This window comes from Branchiibius hedensis (assembly GCF_900108585.1).
GTDB classification, from domain to species: domain Bacteria; phylum Actinomycetota; class Actinomycetes; order Actinomycetales; family Dermatophilaceae; genus Branchiibius; species Branchiibius hedensis.
Map to the genome: position 1 here is coordinate 1,023,510 of NZ_UESZ01000001.1, position 22,670 is coordinate 1,046,179.

General features: G+C 67.1%; 19 protein-coding genes. 8 read left to right on the forward strand and 11 right to left on the reverse strand.

What is annotated here, in order from left to right:
- Window positions 1-69: 69 nt before the first annotated feature.
- From DR843_RS05065 to DR843_RS05095, 7 genes are all read right to left on the reverse strand, one after another.
- A complete protein-coding gene (locus DR843_RS05065) occupies window positions 70-825 on the reverse strand; it encodes a glycerophosphodiester phosphodiesterase family protein (protein WP_245933999.1) in 756 nt (251 codons plus the stop codon).
- A 92-nt stretch (window positions 826-917) separates the two neighbouring features.
- Window positions 918-1,268, reverse strand: coding sequence for a hypothetical protein (locus DR843_RS05070; RefSeq protein WP_109684389.1), 351 nt, complete (start codon window positions 1,266-1,268; stop codon window positions 918-920).
- A 180-nt stretch (window positions 1,269-1,448) separates the two neighbouring features.
- Window positions 1,449-3,014, reverse strand: a complete 1,566-nt coding sequence (locus tag DR843_RS05075) for a helix-turn-helix domain-containing protein (protein WP_109684390.1) — start codon at window positions 3,012-3,014, stop codon at window positions 1,449-1,451.
- Window positions 3,015-3,123: 109 nt separating this feature from the next.
- Window positions 3,124-5,235, reverse strand: coding sequence for a 3-hydroxyacyl-CoA dehydrogenase NAD-binding domain-containing protein (locus tag DR843_RS05080; protein WP_109684391.1), 2,112 nt, complete (start codon window positions 5,233-5,235; stop codon window positions 3,124-3,126).
- On the reverse strand, window positions 5,235-6,467 hold the full coding sequence (locus DR843_RS05085) for a thiolase family protein (protein ID WP_109684392.1): 1,233 nt from the start codon (window positions 6,465-6,467) through the stop codon (window positions 5,235-5,237). Before DR843_RS05085 ends, DR843_RS05080 begins: the two co-directional genes overlap by 1 nt.
- A gap of 50 nt (window positions 6,468-6,517) precedes the next feature.
- Window positions 6,518-7,789, reverse strand: a complete 1,272-nt coding sequence (locus DR843_RS05090) for an HRDC domain-containing protein (protein WP_109684393.1) — start codon at window positions 7,787-7,789, stop codon at window positions 6,518-6,520.
- Complete coding sequence (locus DR843_RS05095) at window positions 7,789-8,379, reverse strand: DUF3000 domain-containing protein (RefSeq protein WP_245934000.1); 591 nt, start codon at window positions 8,377-8,379, stop codon at window positions 7,789-7,791. The genes DR843_RS05090 and DR843_RS05095 overlap by 1 nt, the downstream gene beginning before the upstream one ends.
- Before the next feature lie 64 nt (window positions 8,380-8,443).
- Between DR843_RS05095 and hemE the strand changes: the two genes are divergently transcribed.
- The 4 genes from hemE to hemQ all read left to right on the forward strand — a co-directional run bounded on the left by hemE (window position 8,444) and on the right by hemQ (window position 12,355).
- Window positions 8,444-9,517 (forward strand): uroporphyrinogen decarboxylase, encoded by a 1,074-nt coding sequence (gene hemE, locus DR843_RS05100; protein ID WP_109684394.1) that lies wholly within the window; start codon window positions 8,444-8,446, stop codon window positions 9,515-9,517.
- Between the two features lie 82 nt (window positions 9,518-9,599).
- The gene (locus DR843_RS05105; protein ID WP_109684395.1) at window positions 9,600-10,208 is read left to right on the forward strand and encodes a C39 family peptidase; all 609 of its coding nucleotides are present in this window, start codon (window positions 9,600-9,602) and stop codon (window positions 10,206-10,208) included.
- A 61-nt stretch (window positions 10,209-10,269) separates the two neighbouring features.
- A complete protein-coding gene (gene hemG / locus DR843_RS05110) occupies window positions 10,270-11,655 on the forward strand; it encodes a protoporphyrinogen oxidase (RefSeq protein WP_109684396.1) in 1,386 nt (461 codons plus the stop codon).
- Window positions 11,656-11,659: 4 nt separating this feature from the next.
- Window positions 11,660-12,355 (forward strand): hydrogen peroxide-dependent heme synthase, encoded by a 696-nt coding sequence (gene hemQ / locus DR843_RS05115; RefSeq protein WP_109684397.1) that lies wholly within the window; start codon window positions 11,660-11,662, stop codon window positions 12,353-12,355.
- 81 nt (window positions 12,356-12,436) lie between these two features.
- Here hemQ and msrB read toward each other — a convergent pair whose 3' ends face one another.
- Window positions 12,437-12,868 (reverse strand): peptide-methionine (R)-S-oxide reductase MsrB, encoded by a 432-nt coding sequence (gene msrB, locus DR843_RS05120; protein ID WP_109684398.1) that lies wholly within the window; start codon window positions 12,866-12,868, stop codon window positions 12,437-12,439.
- 85 nt (window positions 12,869-12,953) lie between these two features.
- On the reverse strand, window positions 12,954-15,377 hold the full coding sequence (locus DR843_RS05125; protein ID WP_109684399.1) for a lamin tail domain-containing protein: 2,424 nt from the start codon (window positions 15,375-15,377) through the stop codon (window positions 12,954-12,956).
- A 179-nt stretch (window positions 15,378-15,556) separates the two neighbouring features.
- On the opposite strand from DR843_RS05125, the gene DR843_RS05130 reads away from it, so the two are divergent.
- From DR843_RS05130 to DR843_RS05140, 3 genes are read left to right on the forward strand one after another with little or no spacing between them, the layout of a single operon-like run.
- Complete coding sequence (locus DR843_RS05130) at window positions 15,557-16,642, forward strand: DNA polymerase domain-containing protein (RefSeq protein ID WP_109684400.1); 1,086 nt, start codon at window positions 15,557-15,559, stop codon at window positions 16,640-16,642.
- Between the two features lie 4 nt (window positions 16,643-16,646).
- Complete coding sequence (locus DR843_RS05135; RefSeq protein ID WP_109684401.1) at window positions 16,647-17,726, forward strand: ATP-dependent DNA ligase; 1,080 nt, start codon at window positions 16,647-16,649, stop codon at window positions 17,724-17,726.
- A 4-nt stretch (window positions 17,727-17,730) separates the two neighbouring features.
- Window positions 17,731-18,882, forward strand: a complete 1,152-nt coding sequence (locus DR843_RS05140; RefSeq protein WP_109684402.1) for an alpha/beta hydrolase family protein — start codon at window positions 17,731-17,733, stop codon at window positions 18,880-18,882.
- Between the two features lies 1 nt (window position 18,883).
- Here the strand turns inward: DR843_RS05140 and DR843_RS05145 are convergent, their stop codons facing one another.
- Window positions 18,884-19,543: a dihydrofolate reductase family protein gene (locus DR843_RS05145; protein WP_146202488.1), complete on the reverse strand. Its 660-nt coding sequence runs from the start codon at window positions 19,541-19,543 to the stop codon at window positions 18,884-18,886.
- A 29-nt stretch (window positions 19,544-19,572) separates the two neighbouring features.
- On the opposite strand from DR843_RS05145, the gene DR843_RS05150 reads away from it, so the two are divergent.
- Window positions 19,573-20,466 carry a PPK2 family polyphosphate kinase gene (locus DR843_RS05150; RefSeq protein WP_109684404.1) on the forward strand — a complete coding sequence of 298 codons (894 nt, stop codon included), beginning with the start codon at window positions 19,573-19,575 and terminating at the stop codon, window positions 20,464-20,466.
- On the opposite strand, the gene glgX is transcribed toward DR843_RS05150, so the two are convergent.
- Entirely contained in the window at window positions 20,463-22,652 is a 2,190-nt protein-coding gene (gene glgX, locus DR843_RS05155) for a glycogen debranching protein GlgX (protein WP_109684405.1), read from the reverse strand. The two genes, DR843_RS05150 and glgX, sit on opposite strands and share 4 nt — an antisense overlap.
- Window positions 22,653-22,670: the final 18 nt, after the last annotated feature.

The following is a 22,670-nucleotide window of genomic DNA, read 5'->3' on the forward strand; positions in this document are numbered from 1 at the left end:
GGCGGAGAGCGTAAGACGCCAGGTTGCGGGTGGTCCCCGGCTGCCAACCCTAAGGCGCATCCGTCAGGACTACGCCCATTGGCCTCGATCCTGCAGGACCTGCTTCAACAGGTCCGCGCGATCGGTCAGGATGCCGTCGACACCCTCGTCGAGCAGCCGGTGCATCGCGTCGGCATCGTTGACGGTCCACACATGCACCTTGACGCCAGCGGCGTGTGCTCGGGCCAACAGTGACGGCGTCAGGATGCGCAGGCGACCGTGCTGCTCGGGGATCTGCAAGATGTTCACATCGCCGAATGGCCTGCGCCGCAACGGTGTCCAGCGAAGCAACTTCGCGCCCGCGATGACGGACTGTCCGGCCGACGTCACCACCGGTCGGGACAGCCGGGCAAGCACGGCGCGACGCCGGCTGTCGGAGAAGGCTGCGACACAGACGCGGTCGTGCGCCCGGTGCTTCTCGATGGTCGCTGCCAACGGGCCGATCGCCGTACTCGCCTTGCAGTCGATGTTCACCCGCACGTCGGGCCAGGTTTCGAACAACTCATCCAGCGTGGGGACCGGCTGGGTTCCCCCGATCCGGGCTTGGCGTACGACGCTCCACGGCAACGCGTTGATCGCACCTGACCCGTCGCTGACCCGGTCGAGAGTGGTGTCATGGAACGCGACCAGAACGCCGTCGGCGGTCGCGTGCACGTCGGTCTCGACGTACCGGTAGCCCAGTTCCACGGCCGCCGCGAAGGCGACCCGGGAGTTCTCCAAACCCTCGCGGGAGAAGCCACGATGCGCCATCGCGATCGGGGCGGGCCAGTCCAGGAAACCGCTCACCCAGGGATTATGTCGCGCCCGGATACGCTCGACGCGTGTCACTCAATGATCGGGAAATGGTCACGACCAGCCCCGACACGCGTGCTGACCGCTCAGCCGAACGTGACCTCCAGGTCCGGATTGCGCACGGCGGCTCGCGCGGCTGCCGTGCGGTGCCAGGACGCGGTGTAGCCCGCGTACCGCGGCAGCGCACGGATGAAGGCGCGGTCGTCGGTGTAGACCCGCACCCGCTTCTGTGTGGCCATGCCGGCCACCACGGCGTCGGTGAATCGGCCGATGGCTTCGATGACTTCGTGTAGGTCGTCGGGGAGGCGCTCGTCACCGGACAGGATCCGGTGAAGGCGCGGCAGGTCGATCTCCAGCAACCGGGCCGCGGCGGGCGCGGTCAGGTCAAGCAGTTGTAGCGTCCCCGTCAGTTCGGCGGATCGCAGAAGGGTTGCCATGGGACCAGCGTGCCGCAAACGTGACCTACGTCACGTCGTACGAACGGATTTAAATTCCTCCGCTTTTTAGCGGAGGTGAAGACCGTGACTAATCGCTGAGCTTATGCCGCGACTCGTCGACCTCGCTGCTCCGGCGCCTACTCCGCTTCGCTCCGTCGACACCTCCGCGCTCGCTCTTCCTTAGTCGCGGAAGGCCTGGATGTCCGCACCCAACTCGTTCAGCCGCGAGAACAACTCCTCGTAACCGCGGTTGATCACGTAGATGTTGCGCAGCACCGACTCACCCGGCGCAGCCAGCATCGCCAGCAGGATCACGACACCGGGACGCAACGCCGGCGGGCACATGATCTCCGCGGAGCGCCACTTCGGTGTCGGGCCGTTGATCAGCACCTTGTGCGGGTCCATCAACCGCACGCTGGCGCCCAGGGTGTTCAGCTCCGTCAGGTAGATCGCGCGGTTCTCGTAGACCCAGTCGTGGATCAACGTCTCGCCCTCGGCCATCGCAGCGATCACCGCGAAGAACGGCAGGTTGTCGATGTTGACGCCCGGGAACGGCATCGGGTGGATCTTGTCCTTCGGCGCGGTCAGCGTGGAGGGCACTGTGGTCAGGTCCACCAGCCGCGTCGCGCCGTTGGCCGAGGTGTACTCCTCGCTGATCTGGTACTTCAGACCCATGTCCGCCAGGATCGTCAGCTCGATCTCCATGAACTCGATCGGCACCCGACGGATGGTGATCACCGAGTCGGTGACGATCGCGGCGGTCAGCAGGGACATCGCCTCGATCGGGTCCTCCGAGGGGCTGTATTCGATGTCCACGTCGATCTCTTCGACCCCGCGCACGGTCAGCGTCGTGGATCCGATGCCGTCCACCTCGACGCCGAGTTCACGCAGGAAGTAGCACAGGTCCTGGACCATGTAGTTCGGGCTGGCGTTGCGGATGATGGTGGTGCCCGGGTAGCGCGCCGCGGCGAACAGGGCGTTCTCGGTGACCGTGTCACCACGCTCGATCAGGATGATCGGCTTGGTCGGGTGCACCGCGCGGTCCACTTCCGCGTTGTAGTAACCGGACGTGGCGTGCACGTTCAGACCGAACGAACGCAACGCGTGCAGGTGCGGCTCCACGGTGCGCTCACCCAGGTCGCAGCCGCCCTGCATCGGCAGCTTGAACTCGTCGAACTCGTGCAGCAGCGGGCCGAGGAACATCAAGATGGTGCGCGTACGCCGAGCCGCGGCTTCATCCATCGCGTCCAGATCCAGCCGGGCCGGGGGAGTGATCTCCAGATCGGAAGAATCCGGCAGCCAGCGGGTCTTCACTCCGATGGAGTTGAGGACCTCGGTGATCCGGTTGACCTCTTCGATCCGGGCCAGGCTGCGCAGCGTCGTCTTGCCCTTGTTCAGCAACGCGGCGCACAGGCAGGCGACACCGGCGTTCTTGCTGGAGCGGACATTGATCGTGCCGGACAGCTGACGACCACCGGTGATCCGCAGATTGATCGGCCGGTTCGGATCGGGCAGACCGACCACGTCGGTATCCAATGCCTCGCTGATCCGGGTCAGCATCTCCAGGCTGACGTTCTGCTTACCCTGCTCGATGCGCGCGATCGCGCTCTGGGAGGTCTGCAGCGCCTCAGCCAGCTCCGCCTGCGTCAGCTTCTTGTGCATCCGCGCGTCACGGACGAGACCCCCGATGCGCGACAGCGTCTGCGCCGTCGTCTCGGATGCAGTAGTCGTCAAGGTGTCGGTCATGCGGACCAATGTAACTCATATATGAGATAAAGCCGATCGCCCGACACGCGTGTGTCGAGCGATCGGCCTCTTCAGAGTGGGTCATATGCCCCAGGTGGTATGACGAAGATCACGAGCCAGCCGGGAGTGAGGCGACGCCCGGCGGCAGGAACCGCTGACCGTTGACCTTCTCGGAGACCCCGAGCCGGTCCAGCAGCGGCGTCACGCCACCGTTCCAGAACGGGAAGCCGGCGCCGGTGATCATGGCCAGGTCGATGTCCTGGGGAGCCGCGACGACACCTTCCTTGAGCATCAGGCCGACCTCTTCGGCAAGAACGTCCAGCGTGCGCTCGCGCACCTGGTCGCTGGTCAGCACGACCGGGTTTGCCGGCGCGTCGAACAGTTCGAGCACCGACGGGTCGACCTTGCCATCCGGACCGTAGAAGCCCGGCTTCTTGGCTTCGACCACCTTCGCCAGGTTCGGGGAGGTGTAGAAGCGGTCCGGGAAGGCGGCGTGCAGCGTCTCGTTGTTGTGCAACGCGATCGCCGGACCGACCAGACCGATCAACACGAACGGCGGCATCGGGGCGATCCCGGCAAACGCTGCGTCCGCGTCCTCGATCGGGGTGCCCTCGTCGACGATCTTGCCGACCTCGCCCATGAACCGGCCCAGCAGGCGGTTGACGACGAACGAGGGGGAGTTCTTGACCAGGATGCAGGTCTTGCCCAAACCCTTGCCGGTCGCGAACGCCGTCGCCAAAGTGGCGTCGTCGGTGTGCTCGCTCTTGATGATCTCCACCAGCGGCATCACGGCCACTGGGTTGAAGAAGTGGAAGCCGACGACCCGCTCCGGGTGCTTCAGATCGGCCGCCATCTCGGTGATGTCCAGCGAGGAGGTGTTCGTCGCCAGGATGCACTCGGGGGAGATGACTTCCTCGCACTGGGCGAAGACGGTCTTCTTGACCGACATCTCCTCGAAGACCGCCTCGATGACGAAGTCCGCGTCGGCGAACGCCGCCTTGGACGTCGAGCCGGTCACGATGCCCTTGAGGAAGTTGGCCTTGTCCGGGTTGACTCGGCCCTTCTCGGCCAACTTGTCGACCTCGGCGTGCACGTAGGCCACACCCTTGTCGACGCGATCCTGGTCGAGGTCGGTCAGCACGACCGGAACGCCCAAGCGCCGGGCGAACAGCAGCGCCATCTGGCTGGCCATCAGGCCCGCCCCGACGATGCCCACCTTGGTGACCTTGCGCGCCAGCGCCTTGTCGGGCGCGCCGGCGGGCCGCTTGGCGCGCTTCTGCACCAGATCGAAGGAGTACAGGCCGGCGCGCAACTCATCGGACATGATCAGGTCGCCCAGCGCCTGATTCTCGGCCTCGAACGCTTCCTCGCGGGTCGCCGTACGGGCCAGCGCCACCAGGTCCAACGCGCGGTAGGGCGCCGGTGCGGCACCGCCCACGCGGGCGTCAACTTGCCCCCGCGCCTCGGCGAGCGTGCCATCCCAGGTCGCTTCGCTGAAGTCGACCTCCGGGCGCTGCACCTGCTCGCGGCCGGCGATGACGTCGGCAGCGAACTTCAGCGAGTCCTCCAGGAAGGTGACCGGCTCGAAGATCTTGTCCGCGACCCCGAGTTTGAAGGCCGAGGGGCCGTTCAGCATGCGGTTGTTCGACAGCGGGTTGGACACGATCAGCGTCAACGCGTTCTGTACGCCGATCAGCCGGGGCAGCAGGTAGGTCCCGCCCCAGCCGGGCACCAGACCCAGGAAGCACTCCGGGGTCGCGTAGGCCGGGACGCCGGAGGAGATGGTGCGGTAGTCGGCGTAGAGCGGCAACTCGACACCGCCGCCCATCGACGCGCCGTTGATGAAGCCGAAGGTCGGCACCGGCAGGTCCGCGAGCTTGCTGAAGGTCTCGTGACCCATCCGGGCGATCTCCAGTGCCTGCTCCTTGGCGGAGATGGCGGGAACCGCGGTCAGGTCGGCGCCGACGGCGAAGATGAACGGCTTGCCGGTGACGCCGACGCCGACGATCTCCTTGGCCGCAGCGCGCTCACCGATGGTGTCCAGGGCAGCGGACAGCTCCGAGAGGCCCTGCGCGCCAATGGAGTTGGGCTTGGTGTGATCGAACCCGTTGTCGAGGGTGATCAGCACGAAGGTGCCCTCACCGCCGGGCAGGGTGATGTCCTGCACGTGCGCGTGGGTGACGACCTCGTCGACGGTGGGCAGAGTCGTAGTGGCAGTCATCAGGCGACCTCTTCCTTCTTCGCAACGCTGCTGGCGTAGTCCTTGTGGTGTGGGTTCTCCCAGATGACGCTGCCGCCCATGCCCAGACCGATACACATCGCGGTCACGCCGTAGCGGACCTCCGGGTGCTCGGCGAATTCGCGGGACAACTGGGTCATCAGCCGCACCCCGGAGGAGGCCAGCGGGTGACCGGTCGCAATGGCGCCACCCCAGGGGTTCACGCGCTCGTCGTCCTGGTCGATGCCGAAGTGGTCAAGGAACGCCAACACCTGCACGGCGAACGCCTCGTTGAGTTCGAACAGACCGATGTCTTCGATGCGCAGACCGGCCTTCTCCAGCGCCTTCTCGGTTGCCGGAACCGGTCCGACACCCATGACCTCGGGTTCGACACCGACGAAGGCGTACGACACCAGTCGCATCCCGATCGGCAGGCCCAACTCGGTGGCGGCCTCTTCGGAGGCCAGGACGCACGCCGTCGCACCGTCGTTCAGGCCGGCGGCGTTACCTGCGGTCACGTTGCCGTGCGGGCGGAAGGGGGTCTTCAGACTGGCCAGGGACTCCATCGTCGTACCCGGACGCGGGGGCTCGTCCTGGACCGCAAGGCCCCAGCCCTTCTCCTGGTGCTGGGTGGCCACGGGTACCAGGTCGGACTGGATCTGGCCGTTGGCGTAGGCCTTGGCCAGCTTCTCCTGGCTGCCGACGGCGAACGCGTCGCAGCGTTCCTTGGTAATGGCCGGGAAGCGGTCGTGCAGGTTCTCAGCGGTCGAGCCCATGACCAGAGCGGAGGGGTCGACCAGTTTCTCGGCCACGATCCGCGGGTTGGGGTCGACGCCCTCGCCCATCGGGTGGCGGCCCATGTGCTCGACGCCACCGGCGATGGCCACGTCGTAGGCGCCGAACGCGATCGACGATGCGGTGTTAGTGACCGCGGTCATGGCGCCGGCGCACATCCGGTCCACCGAGTAGCCGGGGGTGGACTTGGGCAGACCGGACAACAACGCGGCGGTGCGGCCCAGGGTCAGACCCTGGTCGCCGATCTGGGTGGTCGCGGCGATGGCGACCTCTTCGACCTTCTCGGCCGGCAGCTGCGGGTTGCGGCGCAGCAGGTCACGAATGCATTTGATGACGAGGTCGTCGGCGCGGGTCTGGGCGAAGATGCCCTTCTCCCCGGCCTTGCCGAACGGGGTGCGAACCCCATCGACGAAGACGACTTCCGAGAGCGTGCGGGGCACGGTGCCTCCAACGGTGAGACGACGGGAACGTCTCTACTCTAACGCTTTTGTTACTCGTCAGTAACAGGGTCCGGGGCAGGCGTGGCGGTGGCGGCTTCCTTGATCACCGGCAGGGTGAGGTCCACCTGCCAGGGTCGGGCACCGCGATCGGTCAAGAAACCGCGAATTGCATTGTCGTCCAGCGGATCCGGCAACTGCCACAGGATCCGGCGCAGCGTGTCCGGCTGCAGGATGTTCTCGACCGGGACGGTGCGCTCCTCGCTGATCACGGCCAGTTGCTCCCGCGCGGACGCCAGCCGCGCGGCTGCGGCCGGGTCCCGGTCGGGCCACGCCCGCGCCGGCGGGGGCGCATCGGTGCGCGGTGGCGGACCGGGTAGTTCGGCGGCGGGCAGGGCATCGGCTCGGCGTACGGCGTCCAGCCAGTCCCGCTGGTAGCGCGGCACTCCGGTGTGGGCCGGTCGGGCCTTGCCACGCCGGGAGGTGGCGTCGGTGCGGATCGCGGCCAGGTCGGCGGCAGTTTTCGGACCTTGCTTGGCGATCTCGATCAACACGGCATCCGGGACGACACGTCCTGGTGCGGTGTCACGATCCTGGGCGATCCGGTCACGGGTCTGCCACAACTCCCGCACCCGGCCCATCACGCGCCGATCGCGCACGGTGTGCAGGCCGGAGGTGCGGCGCCAGGGTTCTTCGCGCACCGGTGGCCCGCTGAAGTGGGTAAGGGCCGCGAAGTCCTGCAGCGCCCAGTCGAGCTTGCCCTGGGACTGCAGGTCGGCGTACATCGCATCCCGGACGTCGACCAGCAACTCCACGTCCAGGGCGGCGTAGCGCAACCAGGGCTCGGGCAGCGGACGGGTCGACCAGTCGACGGCGGAGTGCTCCTTGGCCAGACTCACGCCCAGATAGTGCTCGATGACCGCTGCGAGGCCGACCCGGGGCAATCCCGCCAGACGCGCGCCGACCTCGGTGTCGAACAGGCTCGCCGGTCGCAGCCCGACCTCGGCCAGACAGACCAGGTCCTGGGTGGCCGCGTGCAGGACCCACTCGGCGCCGTCGATGGAGTCCTGGACCGGCGACAGGTCCGGGATCGCGGCGGGGTCGAACAGGAAAGTGCCCGCGCCGGTGCGGCGTAACTGCACCAGGTAGGCACGGTTGCCGTAGCGGTAGCCGGAGGCGCGCTCGGCGTCGATCGCGATCGGACCGGTGCCGGCAGCGATCGCGTCGGCAGCGACCAACAGGTCCCGCTCGGTCGCGGTGACCGGGGGCAGGCCGTCGCGGGGTGCTTCCAGGACGGGGTAGGTCTCGGCGTCCTGCGGCACCATCAGCGACGCGGCCGGGGTAGCGCGATGACGCCTTCCGGCAGCGGCGGCAGTCCGGCGAGGGTGCACAGCAGGCCAACCCAGGCGTGCAGGTGTGTCTGCAGGTCGAGCCCACTCGGCGACCACGAGGCGCGCACCTCGATCTCGGTGCTGGTCCCGCTGTCGCTCAGCCCGCCGTACCCAGTGGACACCACGTGCGTGACGGTGCCGGAGGGGGCGTGGAAGTCAGCGTCATGCGCGCCGAGCGCTTCCTGTAGCCAACTCCACCCGACGTCGTTGAGGAGTGGGTCTTCGCCGAGTTCGGGTTCCAGGCTCGCCCGGGCGAAAGTGACGACGCGCCAAGCGCCTTGCCAGGGCTCGGGCGCTGCTGGGTCATGCAGGACGACGAACCGGCCGGAGGCGAGCTCGTGCTCGTCGTCAGGGTTGTCAGTGGCCAGCACGTCGGCGGTCAGGGCCATGGCGTACGGCGCGACCCGACTGGGTGCCGGGACCTCGGTCAGCACTACTTCAGGGCGAACGGTCACTCCCGCCAGGTCGCGGACGACCTGGTCGAACGTCGACTCGGGAGTCGAACTGATGTCTCTGCTCGGCACCAGATCAGCGTAGGTCGCGCGGCCCGTAGGACGCGGCAACGGCGCGCCGTGCGACGATCGCCGGGTGAGCCTCGAACTTCCGACCACCGGTGATCCCCGAGACAGTGATCTGGTCCGGGCCGCACGCGGGCTGCCGGTGCGCCGGACGCCCGTGTGGTTCATGCGTCAGGCGGGCCGCTCGCTGCCGGAGTACCGCGCGATTCGAGAGGGCACCTCGATGCTGCAGGCGTGCCGGACGCCGGACCTGGTCACCGAGATCACGCTGCAACCGGTGCGCCGGCACGGCGTGGATGCGGCGATCTTCTTCAGCGACATCGTGGTGCCGTTGCAGGCCGCAGGTGTCGACGTGCAGATCGTGCCCGGCGTCGGCCCGGTCGTGGCGAATCCGATTCGCACCGCGGCTGACGTGGCCGCGTTGCCGTCGTTGCAGCCCGATGCGGTCGAGGACATCGCGACGTCGGTGCGGCAGATCACGGCAGAGCTCGGCGGGGTGCCGCTCATCGGGTTCGCGGGTGCGCCGTTCACCCTGGCCAGCTACCTGATCGAGGGCGGACCGTCGAAGAATCACGAGCACACCAAGGCGCTGATGGCCGGCGCACCAGAAGTCTGGAACGCGTTGTGCGCCAAGCTTGCTGACATCTCCGGGACGTTCCTGCGGGTGCAGGCGTCGGCGGGTGCGTCGGCGGTGCAACTCTTCGACTCCTGGGTCGGTGCGCTGTCGTTGCCCGACTATCTGCGACACGTGCAGCCACATAGCGCCGCCGCACTGGCCGCGGTCGCCGACCTGGACATCCCGCGGATCCACTTCGGAGTGGGCACGGGGGAGTTGCTGGCCGCGATGGGCCAGGCCGGCGCCGACGTCGTCGGAGTCGACTTCCGGGTGCCGCTCGACGTCGCCGCTGAGCGACTCGGTGATGCCTACGCGGTGCAGGGCAACCTCGACCCCGCGCTGCTCTTCGCGCCGTGGGAGGCACTGCAACCGGTGATCGCCGACATCCTGACGCGAGGCAAGTCCGCCCCCGGGCACATCTTCAACCTCGGCCACGGCGTGCTGCCGGACACCGATCCGGAGGTTTTGACCCGGGTGGTCGAAGAAGTACACGCCAGCTCAGCGAACGGTCAGAACTCCGTAAATTAGTGTCGCTGTCCATCGCTTTGGGTAAAGAACTTCCGTAACACTGAGCAGACCGTCACTCCTTTTCCGTTCGCGGAGGTTGCTCATGCAGACCCAACTGACTCGTCGCACGCTGATCACCGGTATCGCAGGAGTCGCTGGTGCGACCGCGCTCGGCGGCCTTGCCGCCCCCGAGGCGCTGGCCGCCAACTGGAAGGTGCTCAACCACGAGTACCAGGCCCAGCAGGCCGGTTACTGGTGCGGGCCGGCCGCTACCCGCATCGCCCTCACCTGTCGCGGGATCTATGTCGCTCAGAGCACGTTGGCCTCGCAACTGGGCACCACCGTCAACGGCACTGACTCGATCACCCAGGTCACCGCAGTCCTGGGCAGCTACGTCGGCTGGTTCGAGACCAAGCAGATGCCCAACGATCCGCCCACGCAGGCGCAGAAGGATCTGCTGTGGCAGGACATCACCTTCAACATCGACCGGGGATACCCGTTGGTCGCGAATATCGTTGCGCCACCGGGCAATCAGCCGCCCGGTTACCCGTCCGACCAGACGATTTACCACTACTTCACGATCATCGGGTACAACCCCGATCTGAAGCAGGCGTACATCGCCGACCCGGCGAACTTCTCGGGCAACAACCACTACTGGCTCAGCTTCGAGCAGTTGGCCTCGCTGATCCCGCCGAAGGGGTACAGCGCCTGAGCAACGTCGGATAGGCGACCCTGCCATGCGCGTCCACCGCCGGCGGTGAGACGGTAGAGGCATGGCGGACATCGTGGTCGTCGGAGCCGGGATCACCGGTCTGGCCGCGGCCGAGCGGCTTCTGCAGCAGGAGCCCGGCGCGGACATCCTGGTGCTGGAAGGATCCCCGCGCGTCGGCGGCAAACTCCATGTTGGTGACCTCGCGGGGCAGCAGATCGACCTCGGCGCAGAAGCCGTGCTGGCCCGTCGCCCAGAGGCGGTCGGCTTGATCGATGCACTGGGTCTGACCCGTGAGTCGCCAGCAGCGGTGGGCGCGAGCCTCTGGAGTCGCGGCGCGCTGCGACCGATGCCGCACGACACGTTGATGGGCATCCCTGCGGATGCCGCCAGCCTCTCGGAGGTGCTCGACGCACAGGAGGTCGCCCGCGCCGGGGTGGAGCAGCCGGTGCAGATCGACGGCGACCTCAGTCTTGGCTCCCTCGTAGAGCAGGCCCTCGGCCCGGCGGTCGTCGACCGGTTGATCGAGCCGCTGCTCGGCGGGGTATATGCCGGGGACGCGCGGGAGTTGTCGGCGCAGGCGTGTCTGCCCGCGGCGTACGACGCGGTTGCTTCGGGTGGGACGCTGACGGCCTTGGCGGCTCGCGCAGCCGCTGAGCCCCGCTCGGACGCACCGGTCTTCGCCAGCCTCGTCGGCGGCATCGGCGGCCTGCCGATCGCCGTGGCCGAGCATCTGGCGGCGAAGGGCATCACCATCGAGACGGACGCCATGGTTCGCGAACTGCGCTGCGTACCAGATGGTTTCGAGCTGACAGTCGGATCGGCCCGGTCACCTCGCACGGTGCGGGCCCGCGCCCTGGTGCTCGCCGCGCCAGCAGCGCCGACCGCCCGATTGCTGGGGCAACTTGCGCCCGCGTCGTCGCAAGCGTTGGCCCAGATTGACTACGCCTCCATGGTGCTGGTCAGCTACGCGTTCGAGCGCGGCACGATCCCCGATGACACGTCCGGCTTCCTGGTGCCGCCCGTCGAGGGCCGAGACATCAAGGCTTCCACCTTCTCCAGCGCCAAGTGGCCGTGGCTGCGTAAGGCGCTGCCGGCGTACGACGTGGTGCGGGTCTCCTTCGGTCGCGCCGGTGAGGTGCGCACGCTGCAACGCACCGACGAAGACCTGGCCGCCGCTGGCCTCGCTGACCTGGCGCAGGCCCTTGGACGTTCCCTGCCCGCACCGGTCGACAGCCGCGTGCAACGTTGGGGCGGCGGCTTGCCGCAGTACGCCGTGGGGCACCTCGAGCGGGTTGCTGCGGTGCGCGCTGGCCTGCCCCATGGCCTGGTGGTTGCCGGCGGCGCCTACGACGGTGTCGGGATCCCCGCCTGTATCGCCTCCGCCCAGCGCGCCAGCGACGAACTCCTCGCCCGGATCGCCGGGACCACGCAAGAAAGCGAAGAATAGAGATATGTCTGATCAGACCCCGGACGTCGAGACCATCAACGCCTCGATCCGCTACTGCATGTACTCCGTCTTCAAGGCAGGCCGCGAGCTGCCGACCGACCGGGAGGCGCTGGTGGCGGACACCAGTGCGTTCTTCGACAAGTTGGCGACCGAGGACGTCGTGGTCCGTGGCCTGTACGACGTGGGCGGGCTGCGCGCGGATGCTGACCTGATGATCTGGTGGCACGCCGACGACGTCGAGGCACTGCAGGCGGCCTACCGCGGGTTCCTGGCGACCCCGTTGGGTCGGACGCTGGACCCGGTCTGGAGCAATGTGGGTCTGCACCGCCCGGCGGAGTTCAACCGCTCGCACGTGCCGGCGTTCCTCGCGGGGGAGCCCGCGTTGAAGTATCTGTGCGTCTACCCGTTCGTCCGCTCCTACGACTGGTACGTCCTGCCGGAGGAGGAGCGCAAGCAGATGCTGCGCGAGCACGGTTTGGCGGCAAGGGATTACGCGGACGTGCGGGCCAACACGGTGGCGTCCTTCGCCCTGGGTGACTACGAGTGGCTGCTGGCTTTCGAGGCCGAGGAACTGCACCGGATCGTCGACCTGATGCGCGAACTGCGCAACACGCAGGCCCGGTTGCACGTGCGCGAGGAGATCCCGTTCTACACCGGCCCGCAGACCAGCGTCGCGGAGTTCGCCGCCCGCCTGCGGTAGCGCCCCCTTCCCGACTTTTGAAGCGCAATTCACGCCGACCGCACGGGGTCGCGTGAGTTGCGCTACGGAAGTGCCGGGGAATCAGGCCTCGGTCGGCGTCAGGCGCAGGCTGATCGAGTTGATGCAGTAGCGCTGGTCGGTCGGGGTGGGGTAGCCCTCACCCTCGAACACGTGACCCAGGTGCGAACCGCAGTTCTTGCAGCGCACCTCCGTGCGGACCATGCCGTGCGAGCGGTCCTCGATCAGCTCGACGTTGTCGGCTTCGCTGGGCTCGTAGAACGACGGCCAGCCGCAGTGGCTGTGGAACTTCTGGGTGTTGCGGAACAACTCGACGCCGCAGGCGCGACACGAGTAGATGCCTTCGGTCTCGGTGTCGGTGTACTCACCGGTGAAGGCGCGCTCGGTGCCCGCCTGCCGCAACACGGCGTACTCAGCGGGGGACAACTCCTCGCGCCACTCCTTGTCCGACTTGTGCACGCGGTAGTTGGTGGTGGCCGGGAACTGGTCGTTCACGACGTACTCCTTCTCACTCGTAGGGAACGTCCGCTCTGATCAACAGTGTGACCGGGGCGTTCGTTCCCTACGGGTGAGGTCGGCGTCAGCTCAGCCAGGAGGGCCACAACTGCAGGCGCACCACCTGCGGGTCGTGGTCGGAATCCTGTTCGGAGAACTCGGCGTTGGTGTGCACCACGTCATAGCGGTACGCCGGGCCGGAGAAGGGCAACGGGATCTGCAAACCCTTGCTGATCAGAATGTGATCGAGCACCTGGGAGTTGCCCTCGTAGTCGTAGGTGTAGCGCTCGTTGGCCGGCAGGGTCCGCGGCAGGTCGGTCAGGGCCGTTCGGCCGCTACCGACCAGGATGTCCGCGGTCTGGCTGAACTCGAAGTCGTTCAGGTCGCCCAGCACGATCACCTTGGCCAGCGGGTCAGCCTTCAGCAACGAGTCGACGAAACCACGCACCGCCGTCGCCTGGTTGTGGCGCTGGGTCTCGGAGGACCGCAGCGGCTGCTGGAACCGGCCGAACAACGGGTCGTCGCCGCCCTTGGAGTTGAAGTGGTTGGCGATGACGAACAGCTTCTGGCCCTTGTAGCTGAACTGTCCGACCAGCGGCTTGCGTGATGCGGTCCACGCCCCGTTGGTCGGGTCTATGCGACCGGGCGAGGCGGACAGTCTCGTGCCCAGCCACGAACCGACGACACTGGTCGACGTCGTTGCGTCCCCGCCAGGAATGTCGGTGAAGCTGACACCGCGATCGGTGCGGAAGATGAACACCTGCCGGATGTTGCCACCCGGCTGACCGCCGTCGGTGTCGTTGGTCGGGTTGATCCACCGGGCCTGGTACGACGGGCCACCGGCCGCCTTGATCGCGGCGATCAGCTTGGTGATGGTGTCGGTCGAGTCGACCGTGCCGTCATCCTTGGCGCCGCTGTTGTCCTGGATCTCCTCCAGCGCGACGATGTCGGGAGCCTTGAGGTTGCCGACGATCTGTCCCGCGAGCCGGTCGAACTTGGTCTGCGGGTCGCTCGGGGCGAGATTCTCGACGTTGAAGGTCGCCACAGCGACCTGACCCTTGCTGGCCGCAGCGGTCGTCTCCCGTTGCAGCCCTGCGGATTTCAGAGTTCCCGCGCTGGTGGCCAGCAGGTGGAAGTTGCCGAAGCTGTAGTCGAGTACGCCGATCGTCGACCCCTCGTAGACGTCACCGACGTTGGCGGTCGGCACCGACCCGGCTGGCAGCAGACTGTCGTCCAGGATCAGCCGCATCGCGTTCGGCTGGTCGTACCCGCCGTACACGACCGCGCGACGGGCGGACCGGGTGGCGGTCACGTTCTGACCGGGGACGACGGGTGTCTCGCCGTAGGAGGGATTGGTCGGTCCCACCGCGACGGCGTCGTCCAGTTCGACCCGCATTCCCTCGAGGGACTCATCGAAGTCGATCGCGCTCTTGGTGGGGTCGAACGTGCCCGCGGTCTCGACGTCACCCGGGTCGCCGTCCTTCACGGTCTGCTGCGGCGCGATCCGGTCCTTGCCGATCACGACCGGCGCCGGAAGCGGGTCGCCACTGCTGACGATGGCCGTGGTCGGGTTGGTCAGTTCAGTGGTCGTCAGGTTGGCGGTGCCGCTGCTGCCGCCGGGGCGGTATTCGCTGACCGTGCCGGCCGCGGTCACCGCGTCGCCGACCTTGGCGCTCGGGGCGCTCTTGGTGAAGACGAACAAGCCCTCACTGGTCGCGGGATCATCGTCCGGGGTCGTTGACTGGATCCAGTAGCCGGTCGTGCTGGTGGCAGTGACCACACCGGCGACGTTCTTGACCGCCTTGCCCTCCAACGGAGAGCGGTGGGCGGCACCCTGGACTTGCTCGATGGTCGCGTCCTGACCGGTGGGCGGCGGTGGCGGTGTCGTCCCGCCGCCACCACCGGTCGTGCCGCACTGGCCGATGGCGCTGGTCGAGTTGTTCGGGGCTGGTGCGGCGGTGACGAAATCGGTCGCGTTGTTGTCGGTGTCGGCGCAGCCGCTGGTGCGGATGTCGGCGAGGGTGTTGCTCGGTGCGGGCGCCGGTGAGGTCTCCGAGACGGACGCGGTGCTGCCGTACCCCAGCAGGTCGACCGTCGTCCCGCTGGCGTCGACGATCGCGACCCGTCCGGCGGTCGCCGACATGGCGATGGCGCCGGTCGCATCCGGGGTCGGCAACGCGGCGGCCGCGGTGTTGGAGCCGTCGGCCTCCTTGATCAGGAAGTGGTGTCCGGCGTCGATGCTTCCGGACAGCGCCGTGCTCGTGGCGCTCGTGCCGGTGGCCGACCAGTACTGCAACTTCCAGCCGGTGAGGTCAACGGTCGCACCGGAGCGGTTGTAGAGCTCGACGAAGTCAGCGGCGTACGGCGCTCCGGAGTTACCGCCGCCGCCGAACGCCTGCGCGATGACGACACTGGAGGAGGCGGCTTGGGCGTGTGGGGCGAGAGCCAGCGCCGGCAGGCCGGCGATCGGTATGGAGCACAGCAGAGCGAGAGCGCGACGGCGCGGCATGGGCGGACCTTCCAGGGGTGTGGGAATAGGTGCTGATGGGCAGTCGTTCGACCGGCCCTCGGCAACGCTAGGTAGTCGAACCGCCCGATCGGGTCTTGCGTCGGTGAGCGTTCGGTAAACAGTTGGTGGCTGGCTCTCGCACCGATCGATTTCTGATGCACCGCATTAGGCTGCTGGGCATGGCTTCGAAACCGGCCGCCACCGTCACCGTCGACGACCGCGAGGTGCGGGTCACCTCACCTGACCGGGTCGTCTACGAGGCCACGTCACGCACCCCTGCGATCACGAAACTCCAAGTGTGTGAGTACTTCTCGTCGGTGGGTGCCGAGCTGATGACCGCGCTGGGTCAGCGTCCGACCGCGATGGAGCGTTGGCCGGACGGGTGGCGCGAGGGGATGCGACTAGCAACCGGCCCGCAGGATCGTGAGGGTGACGGGTTCTATCAGAAGCGGCTGCCCAAGGGGGCGCCGGCGTACGTCGAGACGGTCCAGGTCCGCTTCCCCAGCGGCCGCACCGCCGATGAGTTGTGTCCGACCGAACCCGCGGCGCTGGTGTGGGCCGCGCAGATGGGCGCGCTGACCTTCCACCCCTGGCCCGTACGACGACCCGACGTCGATCACCCCGACGAGTTGCGCCTCGATCTGGATCCGCAACCGGGCACCGACTTCGCAGACGCGCAGCGGGTCGCTGACCTCGCGCGAAAGGTCCTCGAGGAACTGGGTATTCGCGGTTTTTGTAAGACCAGCGGGAACCGCGGGATCCACATCTACGTGCGGATCCAGCCGCGGTGGAGTTTCGAGGATCTGCGTCATGCCGCGATCGGTTTCGGCCGGTTGTTGTCGCAGCGCGACGACGGCGTGACCACGGCGTGGTGGAAGGAGGAGCGCGGCGAGCGGATCTTCATCGACTTCAACCAGAACAACCGGGACCGCACGATCGCCTCGGCTTGGTCGCTGCGGGCCCGGCCCGGTGCGCCCGTCTCGACGCCGATGACCTGGGAGCAGTTGGCGGCGGTCACGGATCCGCGGGACTTCAATCTGACCACGGTGCCGGCGTTCGTGGCCGAGCACGGCGATGCGTGGTCAGCCATGGACGACGAAGCCTTCTCCCTGGAGCCGTTGCTGGAGTTGTGGGAGACGCTGCCCGGTGGCGAGCTGAACTTCCCGCCGGACTATCCCAAGATGCCGGGCGAGCCACCGCGAGTGCAGCCGTCGAAGAAACGCGCGGACCACTGGGATGCCGACGGCAACCGGATCGAGGACTGAGGCGATGGATCTGCCTGTCATGCCGCCGGTTTCGCCGATGCTGGCCAAGTCGGTCAAGGAGATCCCGGACGTCGGGCACGTCGAGCCGAAGTGGGACGGCTTCCGTACGATCGTCTTCCGCGACGGCGACGAGGTGGAACTGGGCAGTCGTAACGAGAAGCCGATGACGCGCTACTTCCCCGAGTTGGTCGAGGCGCTCAAGGCGAATCTGCCCCCGCGGTGTGTCGTCGACGGCGAGATCGTCGTCATCGCCGGCGACCGCCTCGAGTTCGAGGTGCTGCAGCAGCGGATCCATCCGGCGGCCAGCCGGATCGCCAAACTCGCCCAGGAGACGCCGGCGTCATTCATCGCGTTCGACCTTCTCGCCCTGGGGGACGACGACCTGATGGAGGCTGCGTTCGAACGGCGTCGCGCCCTGCTGGAGACGGCCCTAGCCGATGCTACGGACCCAATCTTCCTCACACCGAGGACCAACGACCTTGCGGTTGCGCAAAATTGGTTCACCCGGTTCGAGGGCGCGGGCCTGGACGGCGTCGTGGCAAAGCCCCTGGACGGCACCTATCAACCCGACAAACGCACGATGTTCAAGATCAAGCACGAACGCACCGCAGACTGCGTCGTGGCGGGCTACCGGCTGCACAAGACGTCGACCCCTGACAAGCCACTGCTCGGCTCGCTCCTGCTCGGGCTCTATGACGGCGACCGGTTGCAGCACGTGGGGGTTGCCGCCTCTTTCACCGCCGCTCGGCGCGCCGAACTCATCGACGAGCTCGAGCCGCTAACGCATGACGTCGAGGACCACCCGTGGCTGGAGTGGAAGGAGTGGGTGATCGCCAACCCCGACCGGGTGCCGGGCACCCAGAGCCGGTGGAGCCAGGGCAAGGACCTGTCGTTCGTGCCGGTACGGCCAGAACTGGTCGTCGAAGTCGCCTACGAGCACATGCAGGGCAGCCGGTTCCGGCACACGGCCCGGTTCCGCCGGTGGCGTCCGGACCGTGATCCGCGCTCGTGCACCTACGAACAGCTCGAGCAGCCGGTCGATTTCAGCCTGGCCGACATCCTGCAGGACGGTCGGGGACAATAGCAGTATGAGTCGTCGCCGCGTCATCGCCGGATCGGTTGCCGCCAGTGTCGCGGGCACCGGGGTGCTGGGCACGGCCGCCGGGCTCAGCATCGCCTCGTATTTCGCCCGGCAGGTGCTCTCACCGAAGCCGCCGTTGCCGGATGTGGAGATCGTGGGGTACGACGATCGCACCGTGACGTTGACCCGGACGATGGCCAGTGAGGCTCCGGGCCGGTACAGCCTGTATTGGGACGGGCGGGACTCGCACGCTCGGCTCGGTGAGGTTCTCGAGCGGGCGGGTGGACACGTCGTACGGGAACTGCTCGGCGTCGATTTCGGTGAGTTACACGAAGGCCCAGGCAGGTTCACCGGCTATTTCTACGCAGGGCCGCCGGCCACGACGCTACCGCTGCCGATCGAGGACGTGTCGATCGACGGCCCGCTGGGGGAGTACCCGGCGTGGATCGTGCGGGCGCCGCAGAGCGGCGCCAACCGATGGGCGGTGCTTGTGCACGGCCGGGCAGCTGCGCGCGCCGAGACGCTGCGCGCGGTGCGGCCGCTGACCGACGTCGGCTGGACCTGTCTGTGCCCCAGCTACCGCAACGACCAGGACGCACCGGCCGACCCGGCTGGACGATACGGGTTGGGGCTGACCGAGTGGCGCGATGTCGAAGCTGCGGTCGCCTACGCGTACGCGCAGGGCGCCAGCGAGGTCATGCTGACCGGCTGGTCCATGGGTGGGGCGGTGTGCCTGCAACTGCTGGACCTGTCGACGTACGCCGAGGGGATAAGTCGGGTGGTGCTCGACGCGCCCGTGGTGGATTGGCTGGAGACGATCGATTTCCACGCGCGCCTCAACCGGGTGCCGATGCCGCTGAACCGCCTCGCCCAACGGGCCGTCGCCAGTCCCGCCGTGCACGGTCATTTCGCGGGATTGTCTGAGCCGCTGGACCTTCCGGCGACCAACTGGGTCCGTCGCGCCGCTGAGCTGCGCACGCCAACCCTGATCATCCACTCGGAAGACGACGACTTCGTGCCCTACGGTCCGTCGGCGGCGTTGGCCACGGCGCGCCCCGATCTGGTGCGGTTGGAGCCTTGGCGGGTGGCGCTGCACTGCCGGGAATGGAACACCGAGCCGGATCGGTGGGAGAGCGTCGTGCGCGAGTTCGCGAGCTGACTCAGCTTTCGCGGCGCCACCGCGCGAGGAGTGTGCCGTCCTCCTCGAGCAGTCCCGCGAGATGCAACGGGACCGTTGTCGCATCGCCATGAAGAACCCGCCCGCCGTCACCGGCAACCGCCAATGGGCTTGTGGTCAGGCACAATTCGTCGATCAGGCGCTGGCTGAGCAGTTCGCCGGCCAGGGTGGGGCCACCTTCGGCCAGGATGTGCCGATAGCCACGTCGGTGCAGACCCGCGATCACGTCAGGCAGTCCATCTTCACCAACCGGCGTGGCGAACACCTCGCCGCCGTCGCTGGTTGCTAACCCCTCGGGTAGTCCACGACTGGTGACAACGGCCATCGCGGGATGCGCGGGCCTGCCGGTGCGCAGGCGCGACCACCGGGGTTCGGTCTGCGCAGCACCGTAGCCCTCGGCAGCGACCGTGCCCGCCCCGACCAGGATCACATCGGCCCAGGCGCGCAGCAGCGCGAACACCCGGTGGTCGGCACCGGTGTTGATGGACCCCGACAAGCCATCGGCGCCAACAGCCGAACCATCCACGGTGGCAACCATGTTCAGACGCAACCAGGGGCGGTCAGCTGGCAGATCGGCGTATCGGCTGATCAAGTCCTCATCGGATAGGTCACTGGCCGGGGTCCCGTTCAGAAGATCACGCACATTCCGATTGAACCGTGCCACGATGGGTCATGGCCAAAGGGAAATCGAAGAAGTCCAAGAAGAAGAAGCAGCCAGGGGAGTTGTGCGACCGGATCGCCGAGGCGCTGGTCGTGGCAGAAGGTTTTGATCTGAGTCAGGTCGATCCGGCATCGACCCCGCAACTGGACGGCAAGGAGAAGGACGCCGTCAAGCTGCAGGAGAAGTCCTCCGACGAGGTAGCCGATCTGCAGGAACGGATGTACGCCAACAAGGGGACTGGCCCGGCGATCCTGCTGGTGGTGCAGGGGATGGACACCTCCGGCAAGGGTGGCATCATGCGCCATGTTGTGGGCCAGGTCGATCCCCAGGGCATCCATCTGACGTCCTTCAAGGCGCCGACGAAGGAGGAGCTGTCGCACCCGTTCCTGTGGCGGATCCGCAACGCGCTGCCGGCGTCCGGGATGATCGGCGTTTTCGATCGCTCGCACTATGAGGACGTCCTCATCGCACGGGTCCGCAACCTGGTCCCGCCGACGACCTGGAAACGTCGGTACAGCCAGATCAACGCCTTCGAACAGGCCACCACCGATCGCGGCATCCACATCATCAAGGTCATGCTGCACATCTCCCCGGACGAGCAGGCCAGGCGCCTGACCGAGCGGGTGAGCCGACCCGACAAGTACTGGAAGTACAACCCCGGCGACGTCGACGAACGGGCCCTGTGGCCGGCGTACCAAGAGGCGTATCAGGTGGCACTGACCAAATGCTCGACCGACGTCGCACCCTGGTACGTCGTGCCGGCGGACAACAAGTGGTACGCCCGGTTCGCCGTACATCACCTCTTGTTGCGGGAGTTGCGCACCCTCCAATTGGACTGGCCGCCAGCCGATTTCGACCCCAAGGTCGAAAAGAAGCGGATCGCGGCCAGTCTCGCGGAGGGTTAGTTCTTCGGCGGTGTGACCGCAGCCGTAGCAGGGCGCTCCTTGGCCTTCTCGGGATTGGCGGGTAGGCGCTCACGGTCCTGCGGCACCGGTGACTGCAGGACCACGATCGAGCGAGCCTGCAGCGTGAGCCGCGAACCCTCCGGTAGGTCTTCGGCCACGTCGGTGGGGTTGTCGTCGTGGGTGTGCAGCGCGATGCTCCACGTCTCCTCGGTGACCCCCTTGGGCAGGATGAATTCGACGTCCTCGTCCGCTGCGTTGAACAGCAGCAGGAAGTTGTCATCGACGACGCGACGTCCTCGCGGGTCGGGGCCGTCGATGGCGTCACCATTCAGGAAGACCCCTAGGCTGCGGGCGAATCCGGTGTTCCAGTCGTCGTCGGTCATGACGTTGCCGGCTGGGTTCAGCCACGCGATGTCGCCCGTGTCGCCACCGTGTGCGTCGCCGCGGAAGAACCGGCGCCGGTGGAACGTCGGGTGGGTGCGGCGCAGCGCAATAAGGGCGCTGGTGAAGTCCAGGAGATCCTCGTTCTCCTCGGTCAGGTCCCAGTCGATCCAGGTGATGTCGTTGTCTTGGCAATACCCGTTGTTGTTGCCGTTCTGGGTGCGGCCGAGTTCGTCACCGTGCGCCAGCATCGGCACACCCTGACTCAGCATCAACGTGGCCAGGAAGTTGCGTTGCTGACGGTTGCGCAGCGCGTTGATCTCCTGATCGTCGCTCGGTCCCTCGACACCACAGTTCCACGACTCGTTGTCATCTGAGCCGTCCTTGTTGTCCTCACCGTTGGCTTCGTTGTGCTTCTCGTTGTAGGAGACCAAGTCACGCAACGTGAAGCCGTCGTGGGCGACGACAAAGTTGACCGACGCGATCGGCCGCCTGCCTGAGTGTGCATACAGATCGCTGGATCCGGTGATGCGAGAGGCGAATTCACCCAGAGTGGAGGGTTCGCCCCGCCAGAAGTTGCGCACGGTGTCCCGGTAGCGGCCGTTCCACTCCGACCACAACGGCGGGAAGTTGCCGACCTGGTAGCCGCCGTCACCGAGGTCCCACGGCTCGGCAATCAGCTTGACCTGGGAGATCACCGGGTCCTGCTGGATGATGTCGAAGAACGCCGACAGCCGGTCGACCTCGTGGAACTGGCGGGCCAACGTGGCGGCCAGGTCGAAGCGGAAGCCGTCCACGTGCATATCGGTCACCCAGTACCGCAACGAGTCCATGATCAGTTGCAGGACGTGCGGGTGTCGCATCAGCAGGCTGTTGCCCGTGCCGGTGGTGTCGTAGTAGTGGCCCTGGTCGCCGTCAACGAGCCGGTAATAAGCCTGGTTGTCGATACCGCGGAAGGCGATGGTCGGGCCCAGTTCGTTGCCTTCTGCGGTGTGGTTGTAGACCACGTCGAGGATGACCTCGATGTTCGCCTCGTGCAGCGCCTTGACCATGGTCTTGAACTCGGCGACCTGCTGACCGTCCTGGCCGGCGGCCGAATAGGCGTTGTGCGGCGCGAGGAAACCGATGGTGTTGTAGCCCCAGTAGTTGCTCAGGCCCTTGTCGATCAGGGTCGTGTCCTGGACGAACTGGTGCACGGGCAGCAACTCGATCGCGGTGACCCCGAGCGAGGTGAGGTGCTCGATGATCGCCGGGTGCGCGATCCCCGCGTAGGTGCCACGGATCTCCTCCGGCACGTCCGGGTGGGTCATGCTCAGCCCCTTGACGTGGGCTTCGTAGAGCACGCTCTCGTGGTACTCGTGCTTCGGCGGGCGGTCGTGACCCCAGTCGAAGAACGGGTTGACCACGACCGACAGCATCGTGTGGCCCAGCGAATCGGCGTCGTTGAACGCCTCGGGGTCATCGAACTTGTAGCTGAAGAGCGACTCGTCGCCGTCGATCTGCCCCTCGATCGCCTTGGCGTAGGGGTCCAGCAGCAACTTGCTGGGGTTGCAGCGCAGCCCTTGGGCCGGGTCGTAGGGTCCGTGGACCCGGAAGCCGTAACGCTGACCCGGCTGCAGCCCCAACATGTAGCCGTGCCAGACGTGCGCGTCGACCTCGGTGAGGTCAAGGCGCTCTTCGGCGCCTTGGTCGTCGATAAGGCACAACTCGACGCGCTCGGCTACTTCGGAGAACAGCGCGAAGTTGACGCCACTGCCGTCGTAGGTAGCACCGAGCGGATAGGGGTGCCCTGGCCAAATCTGCATGGCCCCATTGTGGTGCAC